The 12,857-nt window shown below is 38.5% G+C and carries 10 protein-coding genes and 2 pseudogenes; 10 read left to right on the forward strand and 2 right to left on the reverse strand.

The window, feature by feature from the left end; translation table 11 throughout:
• Positions 1–72 precede the first annotated feature (72 nt).
• Together LEP1GSC195_RS06375 and LEP1GSC195_RS06380 are read right to left on the reverse strand one after the other, a co-directional pair.
• Positions 73–1,023, reverse strand: a complete 951-nt coding sequence (locus LEP1GSC195_RS06375) for an ankyrin repeat domain-containing protein (protein ID WP_015680788.1) — start codon at positions 1,021–1,023, stop codon at positions 73–75.
• A gap of 177 nt (positions 1,024–1,200) precedes the next feature.
• Positions 1,201–2,049, reverse strand: a complete 849-nt coding sequence (locus tag LEP1GSC195_RS06380; RefSeq protein WP_002974229.1) for a flagellin N-terminal helical domain-containing protein — start codon at positions 2,047–2,049, stop codon at positions 1,201–1,203.
• 235 nt (positions 2,050–2,284) lie between these two features.
• Here LEP1GSC195_RS06380 and ispH point away from each other — a divergent pair, with 235 nt between their 5' ends.
• The 10 genes and pseudogenes from ispH (at position 2,285) to LEP1GSC195_RS06425 (ending at position 12,855) form a co-directional block, all read left to right on the forward strand.
• A complete protein-coding gene (gene ispH / locus LEP1GSC195_RS06385; RefSeq protein ID WP_040506973.1) occupies positions 2,285–3,232 on the forward strand; it encodes a 4-hydroxy-3-methylbut-2-enyl diphosphate reductase in 948 nt (315 codons plus the stop codon).
• 1 nt (position 3,233) lies between these two features.
• The gene (locus tag LEP1GSC195_RS06390; protein ID WP_015681039.1) at positions 3,234–4,856 is read left to right on the forward strand and encodes a GAF domain-containing sensor histidine kinase; all 1,623 of its coding nucleotides are present in this window, start codon (positions 3,234–3,236) and stop codon (positions 4,854–4,856) included.
• Positions 4,857–4,904: 48 nt separating this feature from the next.
• On the forward strand, positions 4,905–6,212 hold the full coding sequence (locus LEP1GSC195_RS06395; protein ID WP_015680698.1) for a response regulator: 1,308 nt from the start codon (positions 4,905–4,907) through the stop codon (positions 6,210–6,212).
• Positions 6,205–6,570 (forward strand): response regulator, encoded by a 366-nt coding sequence (locus LEP1GSC195_RS06400; RefSeq protein ID WP_015682369.1) that lies wholly within the window; start codon positions 6,205–6,207, stop codon positions 6,568–6,570. Before LEP1GSC195_RS06395 ends, LEP1GSC195_RS06400 begins: the two co-directional genes overlap by 8 nt.
• A 2-nt stretch (positions 6,571–6,572) precedes the next feature.
• Positions 6,573–6,944 (forward strand): STAS domain-containing protein, encoded by a 372-nt coding sequence (locus LEP1GSC195_RS06405; RefSeq protein WP_015682057.1) that lies wholly within the window; start codon positions 6,573–6,575, stop codon positions 6,942–6,944.
• Positions 6,944–9,148, forward strand: coding sequence for a chemotaxis protein CheA (locus LEP1GSC195_RS06410; RefSeq protein ID WP_015681245.1), 2,205 nt, complete (start codon positions 6,944–6,946; stop codon positions 9,146–9,148). Before LEP1GSC195_RS06405 ends, LEP1GSC195_RS06410 begins: the two co-directional genes overlap by 1 nt.
• Positions 9,149–9,843: 695 nt before the next feature.
• Positions 9,844–10,812, forward strand: a pseudogene (locus LEP1GSC195_RS20260) (PAS domain-containing protein); the annotation flags it as partial.
• 27 nt (positions 10,813–10,839) lie between these two features.
• Positions 10,840–11,877, forward strand: a pseudogene (locus tag LEP1GSC195_RS20265) (methyl-accepting chemotaxis protein); the annotation flags it as partial.
• Between the two features lie 13 nt (positions 11,878–11,890).
• Positions 11,891–12,367 (forward strand): chemotaxis protein CheW, encoded by a 477-nt coding sequence (locus LEP1GSC195_RS06420; RefSeq protein WP_015682071.1) that lies wholly within the window; start codon positions 11,891–11,893, stop codon positions 12,365–12,367.
• Entirely contained in the window at positions 12,367–12,855 is a 489-nt protein-coding gene (locus LEP1GSC195_RS06425) for a chemotaxis protein CheD (protein ID WP_040506500.1), read from the forward strand. Before LEP1GSC195_RS06420 ends, LEP1GSC195_RS06425 begins: the two co-directional genes overlap by 1 nt.
• Positions 12,856–12,857: the final 2 nt, after the last annotated feature.

Here is a 12,857-nt window from a genome sequence, read left to right on the forward strand (position 1 = left end):
TCAATTCAAATTCCAATGACAAAAATTTTCAGAAGTTAATAACAGAAAAGTATATATCTTCATCTTCAATGATTATTGTAATATCTCCATGATTTCATAGGAAAGTTTGGATTTTGCTATATCGTAAGCGGTCAGGCCTTGATTGTTTTTTATATCCTTACTAATCCCTCGTTTTAATAAATAATCAACAATTGGTTTATTTTTATTAGCTGCAGCCCAATGTAAAATGGTATCCCCTTGGTTTGTTGTTTCATTTAAATTCCATTTCTTTAGGGAATCTATGTATTTTAATAAATCCAAGTCATTAAAAAAAACTGAATATGTAAGAGCAGTAAATCCTAGTTTGTCTCTAAATTGAAAATTCACTTTCTTTTCTAATAAATACTCGAATATTTCTTTATTGGCACGAACATTTAACGCATGTTGGAAAAGATTCAATTCGGAAGTATCATTTTCCTCATACAAAATGATGGAAGTATCTTTTTGAATGCTCCCGTTAGTAAAAAGTTCCTTTAATTTGGATAGGTCATTTTTTGCAATCGCTTGGAAAGCAAGTCTCGGTGCGTAGGATTCCTCTCGAGTTACATCATAAATCTCTAACGAAGGTTGATTGTTTCTGGAAGTGTACAATATACTGTACATAAACGAACCCTTTTTATCAGCAGTAGGAATTTCTAAAGAAACCTTTGTATTCAAATGAATCGTTGCTTTCGCTGTTGCATTTTCACCCGAAAAAGATTCCGTTTTACTGGATTCACCAGTGGTTAAGTTGATACTCGCACTTATCTTCCGAATGGTACGACCAAAATAAAAAGAGAGTAATGCATTTGTTTTGTCAATTTTTTCGATACAGCCAGATAAAGAAGTATTACCAGTGGAAATAAAAAAATCAGACTCAATGACTACAAACTGACTGATTTTACAATTTGGATTTGGTTTCGCATTCTCAATGATTTGAAAATTCGCAACCGACTTGCAACTAACAAGCAAAAAAAGTAAAGGTAAGATGAATACAGATTTCATATCCTAAAAGACTGACAAATTCTAACGTTGTCAAATCAAAAATAGAATCGAAAATTGAGGAAGGTGTTAGGGAAAAAAGAAAATGGATGGTTATCGTTTTTTACAACAAAAAGAAAATCGAGAAACCAAAGGAAGGGCCCCAACCACCCTGCCCAACCTTTGGTCTCTCTTATCCTATTACTGGAGCAATCTCATCACTGACTGAGACTTCATGTTCGCTTGCGCGAGCATTGATGTTGCAGCCTGAGTTAAGATTTGGTATCTCGTGAAGCTGGTCATTTGTTCAGCCATGTCAGTATCACGGATACGAGACTCAGAAGCTTGTGTGTTTTCATAAGCATTCATAAGTCCTTTCGCAGCATGCTCCATACGGTTGTAATAAGCACCAAGGTCAGCTCTTTGTTTAGAGATCACTCTTAATGCATCATCACAAAGTCCGATCACGGAGTTTGCTTTACCTGCAGTCGAAAGAGAGATGAAAGTAAGAACCGTAGGGTTTCTTAATCCCAATGCCGCAGTGTTCATTGTTTCAATGTACACGCGCTCTCTTTGGTGCATGTTAGCTCCAATATGGAACCACATACTAGCAGTTGGGTTGAGTCGAGCAAATGCTCCTGTAAGCAGTTTCATTTTATTGAATTCTGCTTGAGAAGCAATACGATCGATCTCGTCCACTAGCTGTGAAACCTCGACTTGGATCTGTTGTCTATCTTCTTCCGAGTAGATACCGTTCGCAGCTTGCACCGCGAGTACACGAACGCGTTGAACGATTTCGTGTGTTTCTTGAAGATATCCTTCCGCCGTTTGAATGAGGGACATACCATCTTCAGTATTCTGTTCTGCACGTCGAAGACCAGCAATCTGAGTTCTCATTTTCTCAGACACTGCAAGTCCAGATGCGTCATCTCCTGCTTTGTTAATACGCATACCAGAAGACAACTTTTCGATATCTTTGCTCAGGTTCGCGTCGTTAGACTTCAAAGTTCTGTGTGCAAAGATCGCACTTACGTTGTGGTTGATAATCATCCGGGTTCCTCCTTGAATCCGTTCTCTCGCCACCCGAAACCAATCGAGTCCGAGAAATTGATGAATTTTCGAAGAGGCCATCCTTGGCCCTTTCAAGATAAGGATCGGTCATTACGGTAGGGAGGATAATAGGGAAAAAGAAATAAAATTTGAATAAAAATAGAACTTCCCCTTTTCTAAAATATGTCATAGTAAATCTATGGAAGTGGATTTCAGAAAAAGGCAGGCTTTTTACGTGTTAGAGACCATATATTTAGCAAACCCCCGTGGATTTTGTGCTGGAGTGAAATACGCCATCTCCTATGTGGAGACCGCCTTCCAGGAAAACCCGGACAGCCCCCTCTACGTTCGTAAAGAAATTGTCCATAACCAGAGAGTTGTGGAAGAAATGAAAAAAAAAGGAATCCAGTTCATTGATGAACTGAAAGAGGTTCCCGATGGGGCCACTGTTGTTTTCTCCGCCCACGGAGTCTCTCCCGAAGTGGTAAAAGAAGCCACCCAAAGGAAAATGAAAATTGGGGATGCCACCTGCCCTTTAGTTACGAGGGTCCATAAAAAAGCAAGAAACATCAAAGACTCGCACCAAATCATCTACATCGCACACAGGGGCCATGACGAAGCCATCGGTACCATGGGCGAAGCCGATATGTTTTTAGTGGAATCACCTGAAGATGTAGAAAATCTGAAAAGTAAAATTACAAAAGACAAACCACTAACCTATCTCATGCAAACCACTCTCTCTGTCGCGGACACGAAGAGCATTGTGAAGAAAATTGAAGAGGTTTTTCCTTATGTAGAACATCCTCAAAAAGATGATATTTGTTATGCAACAACAGAAAGGCAAGAAGCAGTCCAATCTATGTTGGAGTCCGTAGATGCGATGTTAGTCATTGGTGCAGAAAACTCTTCCAACTCCGTACGCCTTTGTCAATTAGCAAAAAAAACGAGACCGGCAAGTTTCCAAATCTCTAGAAAAGAAGACGTCAACCCCGACCATATTAAAAATGCAAAAATCAAAATACTGGGAATCACTGCAGGCGCATCCAGTCCTCAAGTCCTCGTGGATGAAATAGTGGGAGAGATTTTAAAACACTTTCCCGATGCAAAAGTATCTTTGTTTCCAGAGAGCCGCGAGGATACAATGAGTTTCAAACTTCCGAAAGAACTGCTGAAACAATATTAGTATGGTTTTTGATCCTTGTTCATTGCTAAAGGCTTCTTTAGAAGGAGATGATTCAGGGACCAGCATTCTATCTATTGATAAGTCTTCGAAAAAATTTGAAGTCATAGTTAAAAATCAGATTTTTAAGTCTTTAGAAGTTGGATTTGACTTAGATAGTTTTCTTTCACAGAAGATTGATAGCTCCGATTTTTCAACCGAACTCATTTATAAAACGAATGGAACCATTCTTGAAACCTCATTTGGAAAGTTTCAATTTCCCGAAGGAGAAAAAAATAAGGATTATACAAAGTTTTGTATAAAAGACATTACCACAAGACAACGCCAAGAGGAAGAAATTGCTTGGAGGTTACGATTCGAACTAGGTGTTGCTTCATCCATCCAAATCCTTATCCAACAACATTCAATACGAGAGGGCCTACCACAAGCCCTTTATCAACTGCTATACTTTACGGAAATGGATTCTATTTTTTTTCTCAAATACGAACCAAACGAAGTAGAAGATAGATTTAAAATCTGGGTCAACGAAAGGAAAACCACAAAATACCCTCTGATTCCCAAGGAATGCCAAAGTGAAAACTGGTATGATATAGGTCTCGGACGCTGGATCCATAGATTAAAAAATGGGAAAACTATTCATTTAACGCAAAGTAAAGCGATGCCCCGAGAAAAGTGGTTTTTTGATCAAACAAAAGCAGAAACTCTCCTTCTCATCCCAGTCCGTTTTGAGGAGAAATTTTTGGGAGTGATGGGTTTCCTAAAGTACAAACTGAACTCTCCCATCCAACATGAAAACCTTCTGATTTATCAGACTGTTAGTCGGTGGATGGGGCTTTTTGTCCAAAGAGATTCCGATCTTGCAGAATTGAATCGCTATAAATCGGCACTTGAATCTTTGATTTTGGAACGAACTTTGGATCTCACCAAAACCAAAGAGGAGCTAGAACGTGCCTACCAAGTCAAAACGGAATTTTTGACACATATGAGCCATGAACTAAGAACTCCCTTAAACTCAATTATCGGTTTTTCGAAACTCATCAAATTGTCAGACTCTGATGAAACAGGCAAAGAATATTTAAATTATATTTATACAGGTGGAATTCGACTTCTGAACATGATCAATGAAATTCTAAATTTAATGAAAATTGAGTCAGGACAGATTAAAATCCAAATAACAACGTTTAAACCAGAAGATATATGTCGCCAAACATTAGATTTAGTTCAACCGCAAGCGAAGGCGAAAGGAATGGACATTCGTTTCCGTCCGCCAGTGCATTCAAAATCAATCACTTCTGATTCGGGAAAAATCCAACAAATTCTCCTAAATACACTTTCTAATGCGATTAAGTACGCAAACCACCCCTACATTGAATTTGATTGTGAATGGGTCGGCGATTTCCTTGAGATTTCGGTACGCGATTATGGTCCTGGAATCTCAGAAGAAGATCAAAAGCGCATTTTTCATACCTTCACCCGGTTAAACGACGATGGAAACGTGGAAGGAACGGGTCTTGGACTCTCTATTTCCCAAGGGCTTGCCATCCGTCTCGGAGGTATGCTGGAGCTGAGTTCCCAACTAGGACAGGGCTCCAATTTTAAACTCAAGTTACCTGAAATAATTAAATAAAGGAATTGAACCCATAAGGATTCTACCGTAGGATTTCCGATAATCTATATGGTGGAATCGAATGTAAACCAAAACCAGTCACTGAAGGCTCCGTCGAAAGAACACTTAAGGCGTCCCAAGGAACCAATCCTAATCATTGAGGATAAAAAGGAAAACCAAGTCCTTTTAGAAGCAATATGTAAACGGATTGGTATGGAGTCTGAGATTGCTGAAGACGGCAAAGTGGCTCTGGAAATGGCAGCGAAACGACCATATAGCCTGTATTTGGTGGATTTAATGATGCCGGTTCTTGATGGTAGGTCATTTATTCAAGAACGGAAAAAAATAGAGCCTTCCGCCGTCTTTATAGTACAAACTGCTATCGATCAAACAGAAGAAATCATCGAAGTTATGAAGATGGGCGTGTATGATTATCTTTTGAAGCCACTTCATGTAGAAATTGTAGCCGACCGTTTAGAAAAGGCATTAGAATACGTCTATTTGAAGAGAATGGAATCTCTTCTCATCGACGAGGAATCAAAGGAATTGAAAAGTCAATTGGAATGGCTTAACTACAAAGAATCACATCGTAAAACAAACGAAATCAATTCCGAACTCCATTCGATTTTAAATTTAAAAACCACTTTGATGCAAGGGTCAGGACTTGGAGCTATGTCCACAATTATTGACTCCATCCAACAAATGAAAGTGGATCAGGGAAAAAGTTATTCAATTAATAAAGAGTTTTGGGATCTGCTCTTTGAAAATCATGAACATAACATTGCCATGATGGGTGGTTTAGACCTTGCAGTAAGCATTATCCAAAACAATACAAAATTGGTCCGAACTAATAGCGAAGACCTACTTGGCCTATTACCATCACTCATTGAAACATTCAGAACTGAGATTGCTGAACGAGAATTAAAGGTAAACTTGCCTGTAATCAAACAATCAGTCTATCTTGATCTTGATATTGAGTCGATAAAGGTTGCGATTCATGAAATTTTTACAAATGGTCTAAAGTATTCTAAAAGAAAATCTCACTTTGATGTATTTGTAACTTTTGTAGATGGATATTTTTGTTTGTCTGCAAAAAACAACATAATCGATGATGAGTATGCTAAACAATTAGCTCAGTTTGAAAAGAAGTTAGTAGAACCGTTTTACCGAATTCATCCACCCGTAGAAAGTTTTTACTCTAAGGAAAAGTTCAGCTTAGGACTTGGTTTAACAATGGTTGACTTCATACTTCACAGACATAACGGAATGTTTTTTATCCGGAATGCAGTTGACCATACTACAGAAGTGAAAGCCGACTGCATCATAGCCGAACTATTTTTACCAATCCAAAACGACAAGGAAACAAACCATGAATAGAAAGATATTGATTATAGATGACTCTGCGGTTTTCCGAAAGATCATCTCTGTACATCTAAAAAATGCAAACTTCGATTTAATTGAGGCTGGCGATGGCTTAGAAGGTTTAAAACAACTAGAAGGCAATGCAGTAGATTTAATAGTTTCCGATATGAATATGCCGAATATGGATGGAATCAGTTTTATAAAAAAAGTAAAAGAAAATCCTAAATATAAGTTCACACCAATCATCATGTTGACTACAGAATCCCAACCTGAAAAAAAACAACAAGGTATGGATGCAGGTGCGAAAGCTTGGCTTACCAAACCTTTTTCACCAGAAGAGTTGTTAGATACGATTTCCAAACTATTGCCATAATCATGGAACCGGTCCAGAATCTAAGGGAAACAAATTCAGGTTTTGAAATCACTTGGTTGGGGTATTTAACTGTACCCTTTGTCAAGGAATGGAAAAAACATTCTGAAGTTTGGACCTCGGCAAAAGGAAAAATCATCCAGTTAGATCTAAATGGAATCCAACGAATCGATTCTGCAGGAATTCAGTTTTTAATGTATTTAAAAGCGTTGAGCCAACAAAACCATTTTTCGATCAAACTGCAAAACCACTCCCTCCCTGTTTTGAAAGTTTTGGACTTACTAGGACTTGTTAGTTTTTTTGGCGATCGAGTTAAGGTAAAAAAAGAACACTCTAACGAAGTAGAATTTCGATACGGTACAAGGAAAATTAATTAATGGATTTAACAGAGGTTATAGATGCCTATTTAGTTGAATCAGAAGAATTTCTTCGTGATATGGAGGCAATCCTCCTACGTACAGAAGTGTCCTCCCCTACGGACGAAGACCTAAATGCTATTTTCCGTGCTGTTCATACAATCAAAGGAACAGCGGGAATGTTTGGCTTCGAATCAACTGTTAAGTTCACACATGTTGTGGAAAACCTACTTGATAGATTGCGTTCCCAAGAAATTCCTTTCCAACAAGAACTAACTGAAATTCTGCTAAAAGCGAAGGATCACCTTTCCTATTTGGTGAACGAAGAAACAAAAGGGAAAATTCCAGAATCAAAAATTATACAAGGTAATTCTATCTTGGAACTTATGAAGCCGTTTCAAGGTGCAGATGTTGACAATTCTGTAAAAAAAGAAAGTCAGAAGGAAATTGAAACGCCAACACAAAAAGAAATGGATGGTGGATTTACTGGATCAGAAAGTCTCTATTCAAAAACAAACAGAGGTGAGACGATCACAGGATATCTTATTTCCTTTCGACCCAATCGCAATGTCTTTGCTCAAGGATTAGATCCCATTTCTTTTATTGGGTATTTAAAGAAAATTGGAAAAATTCATTCCTTAAAAACGATTACTGAAACCATTCCCATCACCGATGAGTTTGACCCTGAATCCTGTTATTTAGGTTTCGAAATTCATTTTGTAACCAACTCTGATTTAGATACGGTTCGCAAAGTATTTAATTTTATTGAAAATGACTCTTTTTTACATATTTTACCCCCGGGATCTAATATAGAAGATTTAGTTGATCTTTCTCAACAGCTACCAGAAGAAGAAATTTTACTGGGAAATACTTGGAAAGAAATTAATATCCTAACAGACGCTAATTTAATTAACTACTTTGAAGAATTAAAAGTCCGAAAAACGGGAATTACAACATCTTCAATTCAATCCGCAGCTCCTACAGTGGCGGCGTTGGAATCTCCGCAGGAAATTTTGGAATTAAAAAATGCATCTCTGCAAACAAAGGATCAAAACAAATCAGCAACTATAAAAGTAGATTCCAAACGGATTGATAACCTTATCAATCGTGTAGGGGAACTTGTTGTATCCTGTGCCAATATGAACCAACTCATTGGCTCGATGGAAGATTCCAACTTACAAGAATCCTCTATACTTGCGATGAGATTACTCAACGAAGTTCGGGAAATTTCCCTAAAACTAAGAATGGTTCCCATCGGAGATACTTTCCAAAAGTACACAAGAACCGTTCGGGACTTGGGAAAAGATCTTGGTAAAGAAATCAAACTGATCACAGAAGGCAATGAAACTGAACTTGATCGAAACATTGTTGATAAGTTAGGCGACCCACTCACTCACCTAGTCAGAAATGCCTGCGACCATGGGCTGGAAACTTCTGAAGAACGTGAAAGAAAGGGAAAACCAAAACAAGGCACAATCAAACTCAATGCATTCCATGAAGCAGGAAGTGTTGTCATTGAAATCACCGATGACGGAAATGGAATTCAAAAGGAAAAAGTTTGGCAAAAGGGAATTGATAAAGGTCTTGTTTCAGGACCATTACCGGATTCGGAAGAAGAAATATTCAAACTGTTATTCCATCCAGGGCTTTCGACTGCCTCCAAAGTTACTAATGTTTCCGGTCGAGGTGTGGGCCTTGATGTTGTTTTACAAAATATCGAGTCTTTACGTGGTACCATAACAGTCAAATCAACTCCGAACCAGGGAAGCCGTTTCGTCATTCGATTGCCTTTAACCTTAGCCATTATCGATGGGTTTTTGGTAGAAGTAGGGAAAAACCAATTCATCATTCCGATGGATATGGTTTTGGAATGCCTCCATTTTACTAATGACAACAAAACGGATTCCAATCAATTCTTTCCACTTCGAGGGAATTTAATTCCCTTCCTTCGACTCAAAGATTATTATCCTACTGAATCTTCTGGAGAAAGTTTACGTGAAAATATCGTCATAGTTAGGAATGGAGAGAAAAAAGCAGGAATCGTTGTCGAAAGACTTCTGGGAGAATACCAGACAGTAATCAAACCAATGAATGGGATCTGTATTTCGCCATGTGAAAGGTGTAAGCGGTTCGAGTATCTTAGGAGATGGGAATGTGGCTCTCATTATAGACATACCTTCTCTATTCGAAAGAACCATAGCTGTAGAAAACGAAAGATTATATAAATGAAGAGGATGATATGAAAAATATAAAGATAAGCACGAAGCTAATAGGTTTTTTTCTGACGGGTCTGGTATTTGCTGTTTGGATTACGTTTTATTCTTGGGGAACTGTCACCGGTTCACAACCCTCGGAAGAAAACAAAAAAATCCAACTACAAAAAACCGAAACTCTAACATCGGTTTGGAACCTAAGCCAATCGATACAGTCCGACCTTTTCACAGTCCTGCAATCGCAAGAAGTGGATAAAACAACAATTGCCAAAATCAAATATGATTTAGAAAAACTAAATTCTTCTTGGGAACAAACTTCGACATTCCCAAACTCCTCAGAGGAATCAGCTATTCTTAAAACAGCAACAATTCAAAAAGATGAATATATTGCTCTTATAAAGTCCTATTTAAACGAACCAGAAGAGATCACAAAAAAAGACCTTCTCAAATCGAATCTTCCTGAACTTTGGAAACCCTACTCCGCATCTATTTCTAAATGGAATGCTCAGTTAACAAAAGATAGTCTTACTGAAATTTCCAAAGAGACGGTTTCTCCTAAAGAGATTCTTCTTCCCATTTTTGTATCTGGTGCCGTGTTTCTTTGCATTACCGCGGCCCTACTATTTCTTTTACTCAAACAAGTTGGTAAACCATTAAAAGACGCCATCCAAATCAAAACAGCTTTGGACAGTGTTTCTACCAATGTAATGATCTCTGATCCCAATTTAAATGTAGTATATATGAACAAAGCGATTCATACTATGTTTGGAAAATCAGAAGCAGATATCAAAACTCAATTACGCAACTTTTCACTCAAAGATTTGATGGGTAGTAATATTGACAGTTACCATAAGGATCCAAGCCACCAAAGAAGGCTTCTTGGTACATTTACTTCCGAACATAAATCGAGCATAAAGATCGGCAATCGTGAGTTCAACTTAATCGCTAACCCAATCATAACTGCTAGCGGAGAAAGACTAGGAAGTGTTGTAGAATGGGCTGATGTAACCGAAGCCAATGCAAATTCGAAAGCCATTGAAAGGTCGCAAGCAACAATTGAGTTCAATATGGATGGAACTATCGCCTCTGCGAATGAAAATTTCTTAACTCTGATGAATTACAGTTTGGGTGAAATCAAAGGGCAACACCATAGAATTTTTCTAGAAACACAAGAAGCAAACTCAGAAGCTTACCGTCAATTTTGGGCGGCTCTCAATCGTGGCGAATACCAGTCTTCCGAATACAAACGAATTGGAAAAAATGGAAAAGAAGTCTGGCTACAAGCAACTTACACTCCCATTCTTGATGCCAATGGAAGACCATACAAAGTTATAAAATTTGCCACCGACATCACGGAAAACAAAAAACAAGTGAGAGAGTTCATCGGTCAAATTGAAGCAATCAACAAGGCCCAAGCAACGATTGAATTCAATATGGATGGAACCATTATCACAGCCAATGATATCTTCCAAAAGACCATGGGCTATGGGTTACAGGAAATTGTTGGGAAACATCATAGAATGTTTGTTGAACCAGCTATGGTCAATTCAGAAGATTACCGTCAGTTTTGGGCGGGTTTAAACCGAGGAGAGTTTCAAACTGCTGAATACAGAAGGATCGGGAAAGGAGGAAAAATCATTTGGTTACAAGCGACATACAACCCCATCCTTGACTTAAATGGTAAACCTTATAAAGTCATTAAATTTGCAACCGACATCACTGAACAAAAAAATGTTGCTATTGAAACTGCTCGCATTGTCGACGATCTTGTGGTTGGTTTGTCTGCATTAGAGAATGGTGACCTCACTCAACTCATAACCAATGAGTATGAAGGTGGATTTGCAAAACTTAGAGATTCCTTTAACAATACATCCAAAAAACTTGTAGATATCATTAACGACGTAAGGACCAATACAGACGCACTTGTGAATGCCGCTGATGAGGTAGCGTCAACTGCCAGCACCCTATCACAAGGTGCGAGTGAACAAGCAGCTTCTGTGGAAGAAACATCGGCCTCTTTAGAAGAGATGGGTGCTTCCATTGACCAAAATGCAGAAAACGCAAAACAAACAGACACAATCGCGACTAAGTCTGCCAAAGATGCAAAACAAGGGGGAGAAGCCGTAAGAAATACAGTATCAGCAATGAAAGAAATAGCGGATAAAATATCCATTATTGAAGATATTGCTTACCAAACCAACTTACTTGCGTTAAATGCTGCTATTGAAGCTGCCCGAGCAGGTGAACATGGAAAAGGTTTTGCCGTAGTTGCATCAGAAGTAAGAAAACTTGCAGAACGCTCCCAAAAATCAGCAAATGAGATCGGTAGTTTGGCAGGAAATTCTGTCCAAATTGCGGAATCTGCGGGAAAACTAATTGAAGAAATAGTTCCCGCTATCAATAAAACTGCCGACCTCGTGCAAGAAATTACCGCAGCAAGCCAGGAACAATCCTCTGGTGTCAATGAGGTGAATAAGGCAATGGGGCAACTGGACCAAGTATCCCAACAATCAGCAAGCGCCTCCGAAGAGTTAGCGGCTATTGCGGAAGAATTACAAGCCCAAGCTGAGAAACTCCTCTCTTCCATTAGTTTCTTTAAACTAGGAAAACAAACAAACTTCCAATCTGTTGTGGATTCCAAACATACAAAATCGGTGGCAAAATCCTCTGGACGACTTCAAACACCTAATGCCAGGAAGGCGGATCCGTCCGATGACAATGGCAAGTTCCAGAAGTATTAAATAGGATACCTATATGCAGGAACTCCAATATTTAACTTTCCTAATTTCGGAAGAACTCTTTGGTCTCGGAATATTATATATCAAAGAGATCATTGAATTTGAATCTGTGACCCATGTTCCGATGATGCCGGATTACATTCCTGGGGTGATCAACCTCAGAGGAAATGTAGTACCTGTCATCGATCTCAACATGAGATTTTACAGAAAGAAGACAGAAACCAATCGCAAAACTTGTATCATCATAACGGAAATCAAGATAGAAAGCGAAATCATAGATGTTGGTCTCCTTGTGGATGCAGTCAATGAGGTAGTAGACATTCCTCCTGATTCCATTGAAGATCCCCCTAGTTTCGGTTCCAAAATCCGATTGGATTTTATCCAAGGACTTGGGAAATTGGAAAACAGATTTGTGATTATTCTGAAAGTAAACCAAATTTTGGAACTATCTGAGTTACAATCCATCCAAGAAACATCGTCAAATGTGATGTAATGGATTCACCGAGTGAAGTTATAGACCGTTTTCTTAACCCCGGAGAGATATTCTTCGGTGGCTCAGGGTTTAGGGTTAGAACATTGCTCGGTTCCTGTGTTTCCATTGTTTTATGGCATCCCAATCGCCATTTAGGTGGGATGTGCCATTACCTCCTCCCTACCCCTTCTGATATCCACTCAGAAAAATCCCATAAATATGGTATCGATGCAGTTTCCTTTTTTTTAGCTGAAATGAAAAAACATAGATCACAACCGAGCGACTATTATGCGAAAGTGTTTGGAGGATCGAATATGTTTCTACACGAAGAAAGAGAGATATTAAAGGACAATTCAACGTCTCAAGTTGGAACAAGAAATGCAGATTTTGCCAAAAAGATTCTCGGAGAAAATGGAATCAAAATTATTTCTGAAGACGTTGGCGGAACTTTATCCAGAAAGATTTATTTTACCGTTTGGGACGGGGAAGTCTGGGTAGAAAAAAAATAATA

Origin of the sequence: Leptospira wolbachii serovar Codice str. CDC, assembly GCF_000332515.2 — a bacterium.
Classification (GTDB): Bacteria; Spirochaetota; Leptospiria; order Leptospirales; family Leptospiraceae; genus Leptospira_A; species Leptospira_A wolbachii.